The sequence below is a fragment of the Cupriavidus sp. H19C3 genome, assembly GCF_049393815.1.
Lineage (GTDB): Bacteria > Pseudomonadota > Gammaproteobacteria > Burkholderiales > Burkholderiaceae > Cupriavidus.
On the sequence record NZ_CP184985.1, the window covers coordinates 1,218,862 to 1,237,589 of the forward strand.

Annotated in this window: 16 protein-coding genes; 6 read left to right on the plus strand and 10 right to left on the minus strand. The window is 67.8% G+C overall.

The window, feature by feature from the left end; genetic code table 11:
* Positions 1-276: 276 nt before the first annotated feature.
* Positions 277-1,062, minus strand: a complete 786-nt coding sequence (locus tag DFLDMN_RS05580; RefSeq protein ID WP_423197481.1) for an SDR family oxidoreductase — start codon at positions 1,060-1,062, stop codon at positions 277-279.
* Between the two features lie 446 nt (positions 1,063-1,508).
* Here DFLDMN_RS05580 and DFLDMN_RS05585 point away from each other — a divergent pair, with 446 nt between their 5' ends.
* On the plus strand, positions 1,509-3,188 hold the full coding sequence (locus tag DFLDMN_RS05585) for an electron transfer flavoprotein-ubiquinone oxidoreductase (protein ID WP_423197482.1): 1,680 nt from the start codon (positions 1,509-1,511) through the stop codon (positions 3,186-3,188).
* Between the two features lie 17 nt (positions 3,189-3,205).
* On the opposite strand, the gene DFLDMN_RS05590 is transcribed toward DFLDMN_RS05585, so the two are convergent.
* The 3 genes from DFLDMN_RS05590 to DFLDMN_RS05600 all read right to left on the minus strand — a co-directional run bounded on the left by DFLDMN_RS05590 (position 3,206) and on the right by DFLDMN_RS05600 (position 6,498).
* Complete coding sequence (locus DFLDMN_RS05590; RefSeq protein ID WP_423197483.1) at positions 3,206-4,246, minus strand: lipase secretion chaperone; 1,041 nt, start codon at positions 4,244-4,246, stop codon at positions 3,206-3,208.
* Positions 4,233-5,246, minus strand: coding sequence for an esterase/lipase family protein (locus DFLDMN_RS05595; protein ID WP_423197484.1), 1,014 nt, complete (start codon positions 5,244-5,246; stop codon positions 4,233-4,235). Before DFLDMN_RS05595 ends, DFLDMN_RS05590 begins: the two co-directional genes overlap by 14 nt.
* Positions 5,247-5,505: 259 nt before the next feature.
* On the minus strand, positions 5,506-6,498 hold the full coding sequence (locus DFLDMN_RS05600) for a flagellar brake protein (protein ID WP_423197485.1): 993 nt from the start codon (positions 6,496-6,498) through the stop codon (positions 5,506-5,508).
* A 293-nt stretch (positions 6,499-6,791) separates the two neighbouring features.
* Here DFLDMN_RS05600 and DFLDMN_RS05605 point away from each other — a divergent pair, with 293 nt between their 5' ends.
* Both DFLDMN_RS05605 and DFLDMN_RS05610 read left to right on the plus strand, forming a co-directional pair.
* Positions 6,792-7,526 carry a FadR/GntR family transcriptional regulator gene (locus tag DFLDMN_RS05605; protein ID WP_423197486.1) on the plus strand — a complete coding sequence of 245 codons (735 nt, stop codon included), beginning with the start codon at positions 6,792-6,794 and terminating at the stop codon, positions 7,524-7,526.
* A 16-nt stretch (positions 7,527-7,542) separates the two neighbouring features.
* The gene (locus DFLDMN_RS05610) at positions 7,543-8,640 is read left to right on the plus strand and encodes an NAD(P)/FAD-dependent oxidoreductase (RefSeq protein ID WP_423197487.1); all 1,098 of its coding nucleotides are present in this window, start codon (positions 7,543-7,545) and stop codon (positions 8,638-8,640) included.
* A gap of 19 nt (positions 8,641-8,659) precedes the next feature.
* Here DFLDMN_RS05610 and DFLDMN_RS05615 read toward each other — a convergent pair whose 3' ends face one another.
* The 5 genes from DFLDMN_RS05615 to DFLDMN_RS05635 form a co-directional block, all read right to left on the minus strand.
* Positions 8,660-9,865, minus strand: a complete 1,206-nt coding sequence (locus tag DFLDMN_RS05615; RefSeq protein WP_423197488.1) for an MFS transporter — start codon at positions 9,863-9,865, stop codon at positions 8,660-8,662.
* A 14-nt stretch (positions 9,866-9,879) separates the two neighbouring features.
* Positions 9,880-10,977: a chorismate synthase gene (gene aroC / locus DFLDMN_RS05620; RefSeq protein ID WP_423197489.1), complete on the minus strand. Its 1,098-nt coding sequence runs from the start codon at positions 10,975-10,977 to the stop codon at positions 9,880-9,882.
* A 121-nt stretch (positions 10,978-11,098) separates the two neighbouring features.
* On the minus strand, positions 11,099-11,893 hold the full coding sequence (locus DFLDMN_RS05625; protein WP_423197490.1) for a glutathione S-transferase family protein: 795 nt from the start codon (positions 11,891-11,893) through the stop codon (positions 11,099-11,101).
* Positions 11,894-11,944: 51 nt separating this feature from the next.
* Entirely contained in the window at positions 11,945-13,846 is a 1,902-nt protein-coding gene (locus tag DFLDMN_RS05630) for an MFS transporter (RefSeq protein ID WP_423197491.1), read from the minus strand.
* 218 nt (positions 13,847-14,064) lie between these two features.
* The gene (locus DFLDMN_RS05635) at positions 14,065-14,514 is read right to left on the minus strand and encodes a CBS domain-containing protein (RefSeq protein ID WP_423197492.1); all 450 of its coding nucleotides are present in this window, start codon (positions 14,512-14,514) and stop codon (positions 14,065-14,067) included.
* Between the two features lie 197 nt (positions 14,515-14,711).
* On the opposite strand from DFLDMN_RS05635, the gene DFLDMN_RS05640 reads away from it, so the two are divergent.
* From DFLDMN_RS05640 to DFLDMN_RS05650, 3 genes are read left to right on the plus strand one after another with little or no spacing between them, the layout of a single operon-like run.
* Complete coding sequence (locus DFLDMN_RS05640; protein WP_423197493.1) at positions 14,712-16,025, plus strand: O-acetylhomoserine aminocarboxypropyltransferase; 1,314 nt, start codon at positions 14,712-14,714, stop codon at positions 16,023-16,025.
* Positions 16,025-16,858 carry an alpha/beta fold hydrolase gene (locus DFLDMN_RS05645; protein ID WP_423197494.1) on the plus strand — a complete coding sequence of 278 codons (834 nt, stop codon included), beginning with the start codon at positions 16,025-16,027 and terminating at the stop codon, positions 16,856-16,858. The genes DFLDMN_RS05640 and DFLDMN_RS05645 overlap by 1 nt, the downstream gene beginning before the upstream one ends.
* Positions 16,859-16,904: 46 nt before the next feature.
* A complete protein-coding gene (locus DFLDMN_RS05650) occupies positions 16,905-17,222 on the plus strand; it encodes an Mpo1-like protein (protein WP_423197495.1) in 318 nt (105 codons plus the stop codon).
* Between the two features lie 9 nt (positions 17,223-17,231).
* Here the strand turns inward: DFLDMN_RS05650 and DFLDMN_RS05655 are convergent, their stop codons facing one another.
* On the minus strand, positions 17,232-18,650 hold the full coding sequence (locus DFLDMN_RS05655; RefSeq protein ID WP_423197496.1) for a YihY family inner membrane protein: 1,419 nt from the start codon (positions 18,648-18,650) through the stop codon (positions 17,232-17,234).
* Positions 18,651-18,728 lie beyond the last annotated feature (78 nt).

The following is an 18,728-nucleotide window of genomic DNA, read 5'->3' on the forward strand; positions in this document are numbered from 1 at the left end:
GGTCCGGGCCGCCCTGGCCTGTCTGGCCGCGCGGCATTTTTTCGTGTTATGTCATGGCTGTGTGCAGCAGCCGATTATGCCAACAATGGCGCGTACTGTCGTCTCGCGGGGCGACCGTATTGTTCACGATGCACGGCACACGATGCGAATGCCCTGTGCCCCAGGGGACCGGATAAGCCCGGGGGGCGGACCTCGGCGGCGCCGCGCGCGCGCTTGTGGCGCGCCGCGCGGCAGGACCCTGGCCGTGCGTTCAGTGCATGCTGCCGGGACGTCCCGTCAGACCATGCCGTCGTCGGCGGTCATCACCGCGCCGTTGATAAAGCGCGAGGCATCCGAGGCCAGCAGCAACAGCAGGCCGTCGAGATCCTCGGGATGGCCAAGCCGCTTGCGCGGCAGCATCTGGATCAGCTTCTGCCCGGCATCGGTTTCCCAGTGATGACGGTTGATCGCGGTCTCGATGTAGCCCGGGCAGATGGCGTTGGTATTGATGCCGTGGCGGGCCCATTCGAGCGCCATCGCCTTGGTCATATGCACCACCGCGGCCTTGCTCATGCAGTAGATGCCGATCTGCGACAGCACCTTGAGCCCCGCCACCGACGCGATATTGACGATGCGCGCCTGCGGCAGCGGATTGCCGAGCTTTTCGGCGCCCTTGGCCCGCGCGATCATGCGCTTGGCCACTTCCTGCGCCACGAAAAAAGCGCCGCGCGTATTGGTGTCGAAGACGAAATCGAAGTCGTCGGCGGTCACGTCGACCAGCCGCTGCGTGGTGGAGACGCCGGAATTATTGACCAGGATATCGATCGAGCCGGCCTCGGTTTCCGCATGCGCCACGGCGGCGCGAATGCTGTCGGGGTCGGTGACGTCGAGCCGCACCACATGGGCGCTGCCGCCGTCGGCCTCGATCGAGGCACGCAGTTCCTTGAGACGGTCCACGCGGCGCGAAGCCAGCACGACCTTGGCGCCGGCCGCGGCCAGCACGTTGGCAAAGCGCGTACCGAGTCCGCTCGACGCGCCGGTCACGAGCGCGACCTTGCCTTCCAGATTGATCGACAAACCCATAATTACCTCGGTGAGGGGCACGTCCAGACCTGCCGGACGCCCGCCGCCCGCCCGCGCTCTGCAGCGGAAGGCGGCATACCAAAAAAAAGAACGGTCGTTCCAAAAAATGTCTTGCCTGAGGGTGTCGAGTCCCGGACAATGCCGAGGATTCTAAGAACTTGGTCCCCAAAGGGAAAGAGGAAAAACGCGTAGAGGGGCTTGGCGCCAGCCCGCCTGGGCATGGTGCAAGGCATCCCGGGGCTCCCGCGGCGCCGGCGCCCCCCCCGGCTCCGATGGCCCGGCGACAGCGGGTGCCCCCCTGTCGCTACTGCCGCCGCCACCGCGCGCGACCTCGCATCCCGGTTCATGCCGGTTCGCTACAGCTTCTCCCATAACCGCAGGTCCGCATTCACGCGCTGCAACGCGCGGCAGGCATGCCGCCAGAACAATGTAGAGGGTTAGAGACAATGGATCAGCAACAGCTCCTGGAGCAGTACGGCCCCCGTGAAGCCATGGAGTATGACGTCGTCATCGTTGGCGCCGGCCCCGGCGGCCTGGCCACGGCGATCCGGCTCAAGCAGCTGGCCCGGGAGAAAGGCGGCGACGTCAATGTGTGCGTGCTCGAGAAGGGCTCCGAGCCCGGCGCGCATATCCTGTCCGGCGCGATCATGGATCCGCGCGCGCTCGACGAGCTGCTGCCCGACTGGAAGGCGCTGGGCGCGCCGCTGAACCAGCCGGTGACCGAAGACCGCTTCCTGTTCCTCGACGAGCGCGGCGCCAAGGGTGCCCCGCTGCTGCCGGAATGCTTCCATAACCACGGCAACTACATCGTCAGCCTGTCGAACGTCGTGCGCTGGCTCGGCCAGCAGGCCGAGGCGATGGGTGTGGAGATCTTCCCCGGCTTTCCGGCCGCCGAAGTGCTCTACAACGAGGACGGCTCGGTCAAGGGCGTGGCCACGGGCAACATGGGTATCAACAAGGAAGGCGAGCCCACCGAGAACTTCCAGCTCGGCATGGAGCTGCACGCCAGGTACACGATCTTTGCCGAAGGCGCGCGGGGCCACCTCGGCAAGCAGCTGATCGCGCGCTACCAGCTCGACGCCGGCAAGGATCCGCAGTCGTACGGCATCGGCATCAAGGAGCTGTGGGAGGTGGATCCCGCCAAACACAAGCCCGGCCTGGTGATCCATACCGCGGGCTGGCCGCTCGACCCGGCCACCTATGGCGGCTCGTTCCTCTACCACATGGAGGACAACAAGGTGGCGGTGGGCTTTGTGGTGGGCCTCGACTACAGCAACCCGTGGCTGTCGCCGTTCGAGGAATTCCAGCGCTTCAAGACGCATCCGGAGATCCGCCCGTTCTTCGAAGGCGGCAAGCGCATTGGCTATGGCGCGCGCGCGATCACGGCCGGCGGGCTGTTCTCGCTGCCCAAGACGGTGTTCCCGGGCGGCGCGCTGGTGGGCTGCGACGCGGGCTACCTCAATGCCTCGCGCATCAAGGGCAGCCACGCCGCCATCAAGACCGGCATGCTCGCGGCCGAGGCCGCCTACGAGGCGTTGCAGGCGGGGCGCCAGCACGACGAACTGAGCGCCTACCCGGCTGCTTTCGAGGCCAGCTGGCTCCACAAGGAACTGCTGCAGGCCAAGAACTTCAAGCAGTGGTTCAAGAAGGGCAGCACGGTGGCCACGCTGATGACGGGCATCGAGCAATGGCTGCTGCCGAAGCTCGGCATCCGCAATCCGCCGTGGAGCCTGCATCGCGACAAGCCGGACCATGTCTACCTGAAGCCGGCCGCCGAGTGCGCGCGCATCGAGTATCCCAAGCCGGACGGCAAGTTGACCTTCGACCGCCTGAGTTCGGTCTTTATCAGCAACACGAACCACGAGGAAAATCAGCCGGCGCACCTGACGCTCAAGGATGCGAGCGTGCCGGTCAATATCAACTGGGAGAAGTATGCGGGCCCCGAGTCGCGCTATTGCCCGGCGGGTGTGTACGAGTTCGTGAAGAACGACGAGGGTCGCGAGCGCCTGCAGATCAATGCGCAGAACTGCGTCCACTGCAAGACCTGCGATATCAAGGATCCGACCCAGAATATCGTGTGGGTGACGCCGGAAGGCGGCGGCGGTCCGAACTACGTCAATATGTAAGGCTCAGGTTGTAAGGCTCACGGCGGGGCAGCGCGTGAAGCGGCATCGTGTACGTGCGCGCGCAATGCCTCCGCCGGCGACGCAAACGACTGCGTGAGCAACTGTTCGAGTGCCTGCTGCCGGTCCGCCTCCGAGAGGCCTTCAAACTGCTCGAACTGCATCCGCTGTCGGGCGTATTCCGCATATTTGGTCTGCCACGCCTGGTCCTGCTGGGCCTGCATGGCATAACGCTGCGCGACGTCAGCGCCATACTCCGTCGCCAGCGTGGCGGCAATCGCCTGCGCGTCATGGCCGGCCGACAGCATGCTATCGATCCGCTCGCCAATCTGTTGCGGCCGCAGGTTTTCGGCGCGCGCCGCGCGCACCGTGTCCGGCAGGCGCGCATCGGCAGCCTCCAGCCGACGCGCGCGAGCTTCGGCGTCGAGCGTCGGATCCGACACGATGTCAAGGCGGTCGAGCATGACGTCATCGTACCGATCGTCTTCGTCGAACCATACGGCCTGCACATCGGACAGGTATTGCTGGCGCAGTGAACGCCGCCGGTGCCATTGCGCACGCAGTGTCCCCAACGCGACCGGTTCGGCAAGCGCGTCCTCGCTGGCCGACGCTCCGGACTCCGCCGCCAGCCGGCCGAGCGCGTCGACATAGTCGCGATAGCGTTGCCACAGCTGCCACGCCTGCGTCGCCGCCGGTTCCGGCACGCGGGCGCGGATATCGTCGTACACCATGCGCTCCAGCGCTTCGCTGCCGTGGCCCTGGTAGACCGCCAGGAAGTAGTCGTAGTAAGTGCGCAGCGCGCGTGTCAGCCGCAAGTTGCCGCGCTCGTCGAGTTCCGGGCCCGGAGGCACGTCGACATCGGCGGCCCATGCCGGCATCACGGCATGGGCCATGGCCGCCGGCGCTGTGACCTCGACCGTCGCCGGCATGGCGACCGCAGGTGCCGGTGCCGGTGGCGCCGGCAGCGGGCGCAACGCCCACCACGCAAGACCGGCCAGCGCGCAGGGGGGCAATATCCACACCGCGTACCAGTGCGCGCCCCGGCGCTCAGAGGTTGTCACGGCGCAACCTGTTGGCGTGATTGAGCAGTACCGTGCGCGGATCGACATCCTGATGCATGCCGAGGATCTGGTTCACTTCGTCGAAGTGATTCCAGTAGTAGCTGGTCGACAGTACCTTGCCCCACTTGCTGCTGCACACCGACACCAAGCCGTCGTTGGGGCCGACACCTTGCTGCTCCAGCCGCCGCGCGGAGATGGCAAACTTGTACGTGGAGGGGTCGAGCAGATTGGAGCGCAGCAGGCTGAAGCGGCCGCCGCGGCCGGTCCAGGAATACGCGGCATGTACATAGGTGGTCTTGTTGCCGTTGGCATCGACACCTTCGCGCATCTCGGTGGTGGCCCCTTCGGTCCGGCAATCGGGACCCAGCGCCGAAGGCGTGCCGGGCTTGAGCGCCGCATCGAGCCGCGCATTCTGCGCGGCCGCGCCACTGGTCGACAGGCTCCTGACATTGGCCTGCCAGTCCTGCGGCAGCACCCGGCCATTGCTCACGCCCTGGATGGTGCCCAGCGCTTCGTAGAACACCGTGACCACGCCGATCAGCAGCGGGCCGAGCACTGGCACGTGGGCAAGGCGGCTGCCGGCTTGCCGCAGGCTTTCCTGGCCTTCGATCCCCCGGTGCGGACTGCCGATCGTGGTGATCGACGCCACGTCCTGCGGCGCCATGGCGGCAAAAACACGGGAAGTGGTGCCTCCCTGGCTATGACCGATCAGGTTGACCTTGTCGGCGCCGGTGGCAAGCTTGATGCCGCGCACGAAGGAAGCCAGCTGCAGCGCGCGCTGCTCATCGCTCTCGTAGGCCGAGAGCGTGGCCACGTAGACGCGTGCGCCGTGGGCGCGCAGCAACTGGGGCATGCCATACCAGTAATCGACCACGCCTCCCATTTTCCCGGCGCCGCTGCGGCCGTGAACCAGCACGATCGGATATCGGGTGCTGGCGTACTGGGAGGCCGGCGCCGCGGCAAGGGATGCGCCGCCGGGCATGGCAATCGCGGCCGCCACGCCTGCGCCGATGGCGCCCCTGAATGTGGTCCTGAATGTGGTCCTGAATGTGGTCCTGAATGTAGTTCTGAATGGGCCACCGACATTGATCGTGGCCCTGGCTGCAGCCCGGCACGCGTCCCTGCACACGTCCCTGCACGCGTCCATGAGGTTCGACATCACAACTTCCCGAAGTAAGAAAAATCCGTCGAATGCTAGGCCCCGCCCACGACGGGGTCTATCGCGATTCTGCGAATTTTCCGATGTGATGTCGTCAGGATCAGAGCGGCATGCGCGTGGCGTTCAGCAGTTGCTCGTAAATGAAACACTGCAACAAGGTGAGCTCGCGCTCGCCCAGCGCGTCGAAAGCGACGCCGAATGCCGGAAATTCCTCGTCCTGCTGCGTATTGGCCGCCGCGCGCACCAGCGCGTCGACGGTGACATCGCTATCGAGCGAGGCGGTGCGCAGACGGAAGCGCAGGCGGATGCGGCTGCCGATGGCCAGGCCTGGCGCAGAGGTCTGCACCAGTGCGCCGCCGGTGCTGAGATCGGACAGCAGGCCAAGGCGGGCGAGCCCGCTGGCCACCTGCCCGGCGATGGCGTCGTCTTCCGCATCCTGGCGCTCACCGCCTTGCGCATCGGCGGGCTGCCCTGCCATGGCCCGGCTATCGGACAACTGACTATCGGAGAACTGACCATCGGCGCCCTGACCATCGGTCGCCTGCACCAGATAGGCGGCCAGCCGCGTGGGGACGCGCGCCGCGCGGCGGACCGGCATCTGCTCGGTCTGCTCCGGGGCCGACAGCACGAGGTAGCGGAACGGCGTGCGGCACACGGCGGTCACGGTGGTGGTGAAGCTGTGAATGGCCTGCCCCGAAAATCCGCGCAGCAGCAAGGTCTCGCCCGCCTGCACATTGAGGTCGCGGCCGCCGAGATTGGGCCACGTCACAAACAGGCCCTGCTCGATAAAGCCGATCAGGCGGCTGGCCGCGGCGCGCGACGCTTCCCCCGGTGTCTTGACGTGCAGCAGCGTGCCGATCTGCAGGCCCAGCGGCCCCGCGTTGAGGCGGGACAGCGGATGCCCGACCGGATCGTTCTCGGCCTCGGACGCTTCGTCCGGCCGGCACACGATGCCGTGATGAAAAACGAGCGCGAGGTCGCGCGCGTCGGGAATCACGCTGCCGCTGCCGAGCACGAGGTTACCCTCGCCGTCGAGCAGCGACCATGGCAGCGGTTGGCCCACGGGCAGGTCGTGAGGGGAAAGCTGGATCATGGCTGGCGTCTCCATGAGTCGCGCGTGCATGAGATCGATCTCATTGCGCGGCGCTTGTGGCAGGAATATGGCAACTCGAATTGCCCTTTGATGGGTCAGCTATCGACCGGATTGACCAAAGCTTGACCCTTATCTGGTGGGGATGCGGGGACAGGCGATCCGTGCGTGCACGGGGCCGCACCTCCCGCAGCCGCCTGCCCCGCTTCGCCGACAGCGCCGGATGTCTTGACGGGCCTCGCGCGATTGGCCAGAATCAGGCACCTTCGAAATCTGTCTGACAGCCTGACATATCGATGCTATCCCCACCGCATGCCATACCGGAACCCCTGTCCCGGCCCGCCTCGCTCCCCAACCGCATTGCCCAGCACCTGCGCGACGAGATTGGCGCTGGCCGCTTTGCCGCCGGCGCACGCCTGCCCGCCGAAGCCGCGCTGGCCGACGCGTTTGGCGTCAGCCGTCCGATCGTGCGCGAGGCCATTGCCCTGTTGAAGGCGGACGGCGTCCTGATTACGCGCAAGGGCTCGGGGGCCTATGTGTCGGAGACGCCAGGGGGGCAGGTCTGGCGTGTGGCCAGCGTGCCCGACGGGGGCCCGACGCTGGCGCAATTGTTCGAGCTACGGCATGTGGTGGAAACCGCGTGCGCGGAGATGGCCGCGCAGCGTCGCACCGCGGCCGATATCGCGGCGATCCGCGCCGCGCTCACCGCCATGCAGGCGCATGCGCAGGATTTCGCGAACGCGGCGGCGGCCGATATCGCCTTTCATCACGCCATTGCGCAGGCGGCGCACAACCCCTGCTTTACCGGGCTGACCGACTTCGTCGGCCAGCAGTTGCTGGCGGCGCGCCAGCGGGCGTGGGAGAACAGCGCCCGGCTATCGGCGACGCGTGGCGTACCACGTGCGGCCGATGCCGAGCACGCGGCGCTGGTCGAGGCCATTGCGGCTGGCGACGCCGCCGGCGCGCGCGCGGCCGCCCTCGCCCACCTGGCCGCCGCGGCGGCGCGCATGGGCCTCACGGCCCCCAGATAAATCGCAAGGAGAACAGATGGAACAGGTGGATTGCGTCGTCATCGGCGCCGGCGTGGTGGGGCTTGCGGTGGCGCGGGCGCTCGCCCTGCAGAGGCGGGAGGTGATCGTGCTCGAGGCCGAGAACGCCTTCGGCACCATCACCAGCGCGCGCAACAGCGAGGTGATTCACGCCGGCATCTACTATCCGGCCGGCTCGCTCAAGGCCGAACTGTGCGTGCGCGGCAAGTCCATGCTCTACGACTACTGCGCGTCGCATCACGTTGAGCATCGCCGCTGCGGCAAGCTGATCGTGGCCACCAGCGCGGCGCAGGTAGCCACGCTCGAAGGCATTCGCGCCAAGGCCGCGGCCAATGGCGTGCACGATCTGCGCATGCTGTCGCGCGCGGAAGCCCAGGCGCTCGAGCCGCAGCTCGCCTGCCATGCCGCGCTGCTGTCGCCGTCCACCGGCATTATCGACAGCCACGGCCTGATGACCGCGTTGCTGGGCGATGCCGAGCAGGCCGGCGCGATGCTTGCGGTGCAGTCGCCGGTGCTGGCGGGTGCCGTGACTGCGCAGGGCATCCGCCTCGAGGTGGGCGGCGAGACCACCACCACGCTGCTGGCGAAGACCGTGATCAACTCGGCGGGACTGACCGCCCCGGCGCTGGCGCGCCGTATCGAAGGCATGCCCGCGGCCCAGGTACCGCCGCAGTATTACGCCAAGGGGTGCTATTTCACGCTGGCGGGCCGTGCGCCGTTCTCGCGCCTGATCTATCCGGTGCCCGAAGCGGCCGGACTTGGCGTGCACCTGACGTTGGACCTCGGCGGCCAGGCCCGCTTTGGCCCCAATGTGCGATGGATCGACGACATCGAATACAGCGTGCCGCCGCACGATGCGGATGGTTTCTATGCCGAGGTACGGCGCTACTGGCCGGCGCTGGCCGACGGCGCGCTGCAACCGGGCTATGCGGGTATCCGGCCCAAGATCAGCGGACCGGCCGAGGTCGCCGCGGACTTTCGCATCGATGGGCCCGCGGTCCATGGTGTGCCGGGGTGGGTCAACCTGTTCGGCATCGAGTCGCCCGGATTGACGTCGTCGCTGGCCATCGCGGAGCGCGTGGCGGCGCTGGTGTAGCGCTCCGGCGCGCTGCGCCTCACCCCTTGCGGAACGTCATGTACACGCAGCCGGCGCCCAGCAGCGCCGCGGCGGCCGCCAGCCCGAAGGTATGGGCGGGCGCGAGCGTCTTCCACGTCCACCCCATCGCCAGGCCGCCGAGCGTGCCGCCCACGCCGTACGAAATGCCCGTATAGAGCGCCTGGCCGCGCCCCTGCAGCGGTCCGGCGAACCAGTGCTGCAGGCGCTTGAGGCTGGCGCTGTGATGGGCGGCGAAGGTGGCCGCGTGAAGGACCTGGACCAGCGCCATCAGCCAGGCGAACTGCGCCAGATAGCCGGTCATGCCAAAGCGCACCGCGGCCAGCACGAAGGTGCCAGCGAGGATCGTGCGCAGCGGCAGCCGCGCGAACAGCCGGCCCTGGTAGAAGAAGAACACGATCTCCGCGACCACGCCGATGGTCCACATCGCGCCGATGGCGAGCTTGCTGTAGCCCAGCTGCTCCAGATAGAGCGAATAGAAGACGTAGAGCGCCGCGTGCGCAAACATCATGAGAAAGGCCGACGCCAGAAACCAGGCCACGTCCGGACGGCGCAGCAGTGGCAGCGCCGGCGGCGGGCGCACGCGCGGACCGTCGTCCACCGCATCGCGCATGCCCTGGACCACGATGGCGAACAGCGCCAGCATCGCGCATGCCAGCCACGGAAACGCGAGGATGCCAAAGCGCTCGAACAGCGCGCCGCCGGCCAGCACGGCGGCGATAAAGCCGACCGAGCCGAACATGCGCACCCGGCCATAGCGATGATCGAACGCGCCATGGCGGCGCAGCGTGGAGATGGTCAGCGCATCGCCAAGCGGTGACATCGCGCTGGTGATCAGGTTGAGGCCGACCATCATGGCCATCATGCCGCCGTAGCTGTCGACTCCCGGCACGACCATGAAGCACAGCAGCGCCGACACCGCGGTCAGGCGCAGAATGCGCACGCGCGTATGCATGACGTCGGACAGCCAGCCCCACAGATAGGGACCGACGATGCGGCTGACCTGGAAGCAGGCCATCAGCACGCCGATCTGCACCGGCGCAAAGCCGCGTCCGGAGAAATACAGGCTGATATAGGGCGAGATAACGCCGACGTAGCCGTAGTAGCCCAGGTAGAACAGGCCAAAACGGAGGTAGGTGGCGGTATCGATGCCGGCCCCGGCCACTGGCGCCTGCGCCTGCGGCCGGGATCCCGAATTCAGGCCCAAACGGCGATCCGGGCTCAGGACTGGGCGGGGATGCGCGGCGTGTCGACGCGCACGTCGCCGCACTGCGCGCGATGGCGCAGCGCGTGATCCATCAACACGAGCGCGAGCATGGCCTCGGCGATCGGCGTGGCACGAATGCCGACGCACGGATCGTGACGGCCGAAGGTCTCGACCGTGGCGGGCTGGCCGCCCTTGTCGATCGACGCGCGCGGCGAGCGAATGCTAGACGTCGGCTTGATCGCGAGCGATACCGTGAGGTCCTGCCCGGTGGAAATGCCGCCGAGCACGCCGCCGGCGTGATTGGTGCGGAAGCCCTGCGGCGTGAGTTCGTCGCCATGCACGGTGCCGCGCTGCGCCACGCTGTCGAAGCCGGCGCCGATCTCGACACCCTTGACCGCGTTGATGCCCATCATCGCGTGCGCGATATCGGCGTCGAGCCGGTCGAACAGCGGCTCGCCCAGGCCCACGGGCATGCCGCTCGCCACCACGTTGATGCGCGCGCCGACCGAGTCGCCATCGTGGCGCAGCGCATCCATATAGGTCTCGAGCTCGGGCACGATATCGGCGTTGGCCGCGAAGAACGGATTCTCGGGCACGTGCTTCCAGTCGGTAAACGGCACGGCAATCTCGCCTAGCTGCGCCATATAACCGCGGATCTCGGTCCCGAACTGTTCTCGCAGCCACTTCTTCGCGATGGCGGCCGCCGCCACCACCGGCGCCGTCAGGCGCGCCGACGAACGGCCGCCGCCGCGATAGTCGCGGATGCCGTACTTCTGCCAGTAGGTGTAGTCGGCATGGCCCGGACGGAAGGTCTCGACGATATTGCCGTAGTCCTTGCTGCGCTGGTCGGTATTGCGGATCAGCAGGCAGATCGGGGTGCCGGTGGTCTTGCCCTCGAATACACCCGAGAGGATTTCCACCTGGTCGGGCTCCTTGCGCTGCGTGACATGGCGCGAGGTACCCGGCTTGCGGCGGTCGAGGTCGCCCTGGATGTCGGCCTCGCCGAGGGCCATGCCCGGCGGACAGCCGTCGACCACGGCGCCGATGGCGGGGCCGTGCGATTCGCCGAACGTGGTGACTGTGAACAGCAGGCCGAGGGTATTGCCGGACATGATGGAAACCGCGCAGGAAGTCTGAAACGGCCTACATTGTACGGCCATTGGCGGCCGCTGCGGCCGCGCATGCACCATGGCGGGCCGCGCCGGCGCCCGTTGCGGGTGCCGCCGGAGCGCCTCAGCGCATGCGGGGCGCGTGGCCGGGAGCCCCGCCAGCGGCGGGGCCGGGGGCGCCGGGGGTGGCCCCGCCAGCGGCGTCGAGCGGGAAAAACGCGAAGTCGGGGAAATAGGCCTGCCGCATGCGCGCCAGATAGGCCACGAGGTTGGGACGCGCTTCCGCCGCCGCGCGGATCGGCGTCTCGAACACCGGCGACATCAGCGCGCTGGCAAAGGCGAACAGCGTGGCGTCGGCGCCGCACGGGCGCGCGCCCATCAGGTACGGCTTGTCGGCGAGGATATCGGCGATCGCGCCCACGCCGTGGCTGGCCAGCGCGGTGAGCTCATCGTCGCTGTAGCGGCCCGCGCCCTGGTTCCACAGCATCTGCCGAACCTTGCGCCGCGCCAGATGTTCGACCAGACCCCGCATCGGCGCCGGCACGCGGCGGAAGAACTGGGCCGGCCCGCGGTCGAAATTGCCGCGGTCGAGCCAGCGCACGCGCGCCACCGCCCAGTACAGGTTGTCCTCCATGAGCTTTTCGGCGGCCCAGGCGATACCGCGCTGGGCGGGGTCGAGCCCGTCATCGAAGTCGATGTGATAGGTCTTTTCCAGGTAAAGGCGGATCAGCGTGGAATCGGCGACGATGCGGCCCGTATCGTCCAGATACGGCAGCTTGCGCTTGGGCGCGCGCAGCAGGCTGCCGCGCCGCGTCTGGTACGGCAGGCCGGCGAACTTGAGCAGCATCTCGGTCTTGGTGACGAACGGGCTGGCATCCGGCAGGCCGAAGGCGGGGCCGAACGTGTAGAGCGTGAGCATGGTCCCTCCTCCGGTGTGCGATCAAGGTGGTGCGAAACAGGGTGGCGGCGGTCAGCGCCACTCCCCGCGCAAGGCCAGTACGGTCTGCTGCAGGCCTTCGGGGGTCACGTGTTCCGGCGGCACCGGCGCGCCGACCACCAGTTCGAGCCGGCTCTGGATGCCACGCCGGAACGGCCGCGACATGGCGGGGCCGTCCTTGCGCGAGAAGAAGCTGCCCCACAGGCCGCGCAGCGCCATCGGCACCACCGGCACCGGCGTGCGCTGGATGATCTGCTGCACGCCGCCGCGGAAGACGTTCAGCTCGCCCGTCGCCGTGATCTTGCCCTCGGGAAAAATGCACACGAGATCGCCGTCTTCCAGCGCGGCCGCCACCGCATCGTAAGCGCGCGCGAGCATGGCGGGGTCCTCATGGGCCGGCGCGATCGGAATCGCCTTGGCCTGGCGGAAGAACCACGACAGGAACGGGATGCGGAAGATGCGATGGTCCATCACAAAGCGCACCGGGCGCGGGCTGGCCGCCATCAGCACCACCGCGTCGGCAAAGCTCACATGGTTGCAGACCAGCACCGCGGCGCCCTCCTCGGGGATATTCTCAGCGTTGATGCGGCGCAGCCGGTAGATCGTATGCACCAGGATCCAGGCGATAAAGCGCAGCAGGAATTCCGGCACCAGCGTGTAGATGTAGATCGCCACCACCGCGTTGAGCAGCCCCACCACCAGGAACAGCTGGGGAATGGTGTAGCCGGCCGTGGTGAGTGCCACGCCGAGCAGCGACGCCGCGATCATGAAGAAGCTGTTGAGGATATTGTTGGCGGCGATGATGCGCGCGCGATGGGTGGGCGCGCAGCGACTCTGGATCAGCGCATAGAGCGGCACGCTGTAGAAGCCGCCGAACATCGCCACGCCGAACAGGTCCATCAGCACGCGCCAATGCCCGGGGCCGGCCAGGAACCCGGCCACGCCGGTCAGCACCGTGCCCGGGGCCTGGCCCTGGCTGGCCGCATACAGGTCGACCGCGAACACGGTCATGCCGATCGAGCCGAACGGCACCAGGCCGATCTCCACATGCCGGCTCGACAGCCGCTCGCACAGCAGCGAGCCGAGGCCGATCCCGAGCGAAAACACGGCCAGCAGCAGCGTGACCACGTTCTGGTCGCCGCCGAGCACGTCCTTGGCAAAGCTGAAGAACGAGGTCAGGAAGGTCGCGCCGAGGAACCACAGCCACGAAATGCCGAGCAGGCTCAGGAACACCACGCGGCGTTCGCGCGCGAGCATCAGGTTGCGCCAGGTTTCGGTGAACGGATTCCAGTTGATCCTGAGGTCCGGTTGCGGCGCGGGCGACAGCGGAACGCGCTGCGAGACCAGGCGCCCGGCCACGGCCAGGGCCACGCACACCAGTCCCACATAGTGCGGGCCGACCACGGTGCCGTCGCGCGTGAGCCCAGCCAGCTCGCCGCCGACGATGGTGCCGAGCAGGATCGCGACGAAGGTGCCCATCTCCACCAGCCCATTACCGCCCACCAGTTCGGTCTGGTCGAGATGCTGCGGCAGGTAGGCGAACTTGACCGGGCCGAACAGCGTGGAATGCAGGCCCATCAGGAAGGTGCCCAGGTAGAGCAGCGGCGCGCTGTGCCAGACAAAGCCGGCCAGGCCCAGCAGCATGATGGCGATTTCGAGCGACTTGACCAGCCGGATCAACCGGGATTTCTCGATCTTGTCGGCAATCTGGCCGCTGGTGGCGGAAAACAGCACGAACGGCGCAATGAAGATGGCCGAGATCAGGAACGCGGCGGAATGGGCATCGACGCCTTCGAACAGCGCCGTGTGGTAGGTCACCAGCGAGGTGAAGGCGACCTTGAAGACGTTGTCGTTCATCGCCCCCAGAAACTGCGTCCAGAAAAACGGGGCGAAGCGCCGCAGACCGAGCAGGCGGAACTGGCTGTGTTGGCTCATGGATGGGTGGGTTGGCTCGCCGCGTACCACGCCCCCGGGCGGCGGCGGCTGGAAGAAAGCCGGCGGCAAGCGCGCGCGATGGCTTCAGATGGAAGGGGGACGGGCGGCGCGGGATCGGCTGAGCGGGATCGGCTGAGCGGGATCGGCTGAGCGGGATCGGCTGAGCGGGACCGGCTGAGCGGGACCGGCGCAGGGGCAGGCTGCGACGGCGCCCCCGGCTACGGCTGGGCGCGCTCTTCCGGCCAGTCGCGGATATAGGCCTTGAGCATCTTGTTCTCGAAGCTCTGCTCCTCGACCACCGCCTTGGCGACGTCGTAGAACGAAATGACCCCCATCAGCGTACGGTTATCGAGGACCGGCAGGTAGCGGGTGTGGCGCTCGAGCATCATGCGGCGCACCTCGTTGACGTCGGTTTCCGGCGTGCACGTCAGCGGCGCGTCGTCCATGATCTTGCGCAGGCTGTGGGGACCGACGCTGCCGCCGTTCCTGGCCAGCGTCTCGATGATCTCCCGGAACGTCAGCATGCCGACCAGTTCGCCGTATTCCATGACCACCACCGAGCCGATATCGTGCTCCGCCATGGTGTTCACCGCCTCCAGCAGGGGCGTATCCGGCTTGACGCAATACAGCACGTTGCCCTTGATCTGAAGGATGTCGCTGACTTTCATGATGGTCTCCCGCCGCGCGGACGGTCGCGTCTCGCTTTCTATAGAGGATGCGGCGATCCTAGCCCAAACCGGCGGGGCAAGTAAAGCGAGCGAAACTTCGAGATTGCGGCCGCGCCGGCTCACCGAGGTTACACCCAATGGCACGCCGGCCGTCCGGTGCTACGATGGCCGCCGGAGACAACCACGAGTGAACCGCCATGTCCGGAACCCGTTTCGACACGCTGACGCTGCACGCCGGCGCCGCACCGGACCCCGCCACCGGGGCCCGCGCCACGCCGATCCACCTGACCACCTCGTTCGTGTTCCGCGACAGCGAACACGCGGCCTCGCTGTTCAACATGGAGCGCGCGGGCCATGTGTACTCGCGCATTTCCAACCCCACCGTGGCCGTGTTCGAGGAACGCGTGGCCGCGCTGGAGGGGGGCGCCGGGGCCATCGGCACGGCCTCGGGCCAGGCCGCGCTGCATCTGGCGGTGGCCACGCTGATGGGCGCGGGCTCGCATATCGTGGCCTCGTCGGCGCTGTACGGCGGCTCGCACAACCTGCTGCATTACACGCTGCGACGCTTCGGCATCGAGACCACCTTTGTCAATCCGCGCGATATCGACGGCTGGCGCGCCGCCATCCGGCCCGAGACGCGGTTGCTGTTCGGCGAGACGCTGGGCAATCCGGGGCTCGACGTGCTCGATATCGCCACGGTGGCGCAGCTCGGCCAGGAGCATCGCATTCCGCTGCTGGTGGACTCGACCTTCACCACGCCGTACCTGCTGCGGCCGTTCGACCACGGCGCCGGCCTGCTCTACCACTCGGCCACCAAGTTCCTGGGCGGACATGGCACCACCATCGGCGGCGTGCTGGTGGAGGGCGGCACCTTCGACTTCGATGCGTCGGGGCGCTTTCCCGAACTGTCGGAGCCCTATGCCGGGTTCCACAACATGGTGTTTACCGAGGAAAGCACGGTCGCGCCGTTCCTGCTGCGCGCGCGGCGCGAAGGCCTGCGCGACTTTGGCGCGGCGCTCAACCCGATGGCGGCGTGGCAGCTGCTGCAGGGCATCGAGACGCTGCCGTTGCGCATGGCGCGCCATGTCGACAACACGCGGCGCGTGGTGGACTTCCTGGCAGCGCATCCGATGGTCGAGTCGGTGGCGTACCCGGAGCTGACCACGCACCCTGACCATGCGCTGGCCAGGCGGCTGCTGCCGCGCGGCTGCGGCGCCGTGTTCAGCTTCAACCTGCGCGCGGACCGTGTGGCGGGCCAGCGCTTTATCGAGAGCCTGACGCTGTTCTCGCATCTGGCCAACGTCGGCGATGCGCGCTCACTGGTGATCCATCCCGCCTCGACCACGCACTTCCGCATGGATGCGGCGGCGCTGCGCGCGGCGGGGATCGGCGAAGGCACGATCCGGCTATCGATCGGCCTCGAGGACGCCGACGACCTGATCGACGATCTCAAGCGCGGCCTCAAGGCGGCCGAGCGGGCGATGAACCCCAAGCACGCGGGAGGCCGCTGATGGAACTGCACCTTCCCGGCCACCCGCAGGACCAGGCGGCCTATGCATATACGGGCGGCAAGCCGTTCGATGCCACCCTGCCCTGCGTCGTGTTCGTGCACGGCGCGCAGAACGACCACAGCGTCTGGAGCCTGCAGTCGCGCTGGTTTGCCAATCACGGATTTGCCGTGCTCGCGGTGGACCTGCCCGGCCACAACCGCAGCGGCGGCGCGCCGCTTGCCACGGTGGAGGCGATGGCGGACTGGATCATGGCGCTGGTGGCGGCCGCCGGGGTGCGCGCGCCGGTGCTGGTGTTCGGCCACAGCATGGGTTCGCTGATCGCGCTCGAATGCGCGGCGCGCCATCCGCACGCCGTGCGCGCCATCGCGCTGCTGGCGACGGCGTACCCGATGAAGGTGTCCGAGGCCCTGCTGGAAGCGTCGCTGCACCGTGAGGCGGAGGCCATTGCGATGGTCAACCAGTGGTCGCTGTCGAGCCTGGCCAACAAACCGGCCGCACCGGGCCCGGGCGCGTGGATGCATGGCGGCAGCCAGCGGCTGATGGAACGGGTGGCGCAGCGCAATCCACAGGCCCATGTGTTCCATACCGATTTCTCTGCCTGCAACGCCTATGCGCATGGCGACGAAGCCGCCGCCGCGGTGACCTGCCCCGCGCTGTTCGTGACCGGCACCAGGGACCAGATGACCTCGCCCAGGGCGGCGCAGGCGCTGGCCGCGCGCATGACGGCCGCGAGCGTGGTCACGGTGCCGTGCGGTCATGCGCTGATGGGCGAGAAGCCGGACGAGGTGCTCGACGCGCTGGCCGCGTTTGCGCGGCGCGTGGTCGGGCAGTAGCCGTCGTGCCCGGCCGGTTTGCGGTTGTCCCATCCTGGAGGCCACCATGCCCGATACGCATGCCCGCGAGTTCGAGAATTTTGCCGCGTTCTACCCGTTCTATCTGAACGAGCATCGCCATCCGGTCTGCCGGCGCCTGCATTTTGCCGGCTCGACGATGGCGCTGTTGTGTCTGCTGGCGCTGGTGCTGACCGCCAACGCGTGGTGGCTGCTCGCTGCAGTGGTGGCCGGCTACGCGTTGGCGTGGATCGGGCACTTCGCGTTCGAGAAGAACCGGCCCGCCACGTTCCGGCATCCGCTCTACAGCCTGATGGGCGACTGGGTGATGTACGCCGATATCTGGCGCGGGCGGATACCGTTCTAGCCGGCGCGCTCAGCCCTGCGGGCCCGCTCCGCCCTGTCCCTGCCATCCGGGCGGCACCACCTCCAGCACGCGCCGGGCGCCGTCGGGCTTGCCGCCCTGGCGTGTGCCACCTTCCGCCATGCCACCTGCGGGCGTGCCTCCTTCGGACGCGCCTCCTTGCGGCCGGCGTTCTTCCTGCTGGCGAAACACCACCTCGAGCGGCTGGTCCAGCTGCGGGTTGTCGAGCATGCCGCGCAGCCGCTCCACCCCCTGCATCTGATGCGCGAGCGCGGTGCGCGGCAGGCGCGGCAGGTTGAGCACGAGCCGGTCGTACAGCGTGCGCAGCGTGACCTGGGCCGGGTCGCACAGCAGCGCCCAGTGCGCCTGCCCGCGTTCCTGCTGGAGCTTGCCGATCAGGTGCATGGCCTTGAGGCGGGCCAGCAGCACGGCGAGGTAGTCGGCCTCCACACGCAGGCGGCGGCCCATATCGAGCTCGCCCACGCTGCGCGGCACGTCGTCGCGCGCGCGATACAGCAGATACAGCACGCCGAGCGCGTCAAAAAACTCGCTGCCGGCAAAGGTGCGGCGGCGCCAGTGGCCCTGGCGCACCACCGGCAGGTTGGCGGCAATGGTGGCGCCCAGCAGCGTGACCAGCCAGCTCACATACATCCACAGCAGGAACAGCGGGAATACCGCAAAGGTGCCGTACACCGCGGTATAGGTGGGGATATGCGTAATGAAATAACCGAACGCGCGCTTGGCCACCTCGAAGGCGATGGCCGCCACCACGCCGGCCACGAACGCGTCGCGCCACTCCACATAGGCATATGGCACCGCCATATACAGGAAGGCGAAGGCGAGCGCGGACAGCAACACCGGCGTCAGTCCGACCAGCAGGCTCACGCCGAACGGAATGGTGCCGACATAGCCGGCGGAGATCGAGATCAGGTACGAACTGATCGACAGGCTGCCGCCGATCAGCACGGGGCCCAGCGTGAGCACGGCCCAGAACACCAGGATGCGCTGCGCCAGCGGCCGGCGCCGCTTGACCCGCCAGATCGCATTGAGCGCGTCCTCGACGGTCAGCATGGTCAGCACCGAGGTAATCATCAGGCCTGCCAGCCCCAGCGCGGTAAGGCCGCGCGCGCTCTTGGCGAACTGCCCGAGGTAGCGCGACACCGAATCGCTGATATTGCCGCCCGGAATCAGGTTCTGGAACAGGAAGGTCTCGATCTGGCCGCGGAAATCGCGAAACACCGGAAACGCGGCGAGCAGCGCGAATGCGACCGTGAGCACGGGCACCATGGCCAGCACGGTGGTAAACGTCAGGCTGGCGGACACTTGCGGCAGCCGGTCCTCGCCGGCGCGGCGCATGGCGTAACGGGCGAGCGCGCGCACCTTCTGCAGGTTCCATTCCCTGCGCAGGCGGGCGATGCGAGCAGCGGTCATGCGGCAAAGACTCCTTGCTGAAACGATAGGGTAGCTCGATGGTGCATCGGCACTGTCATGGTCACGACACTGGTACGG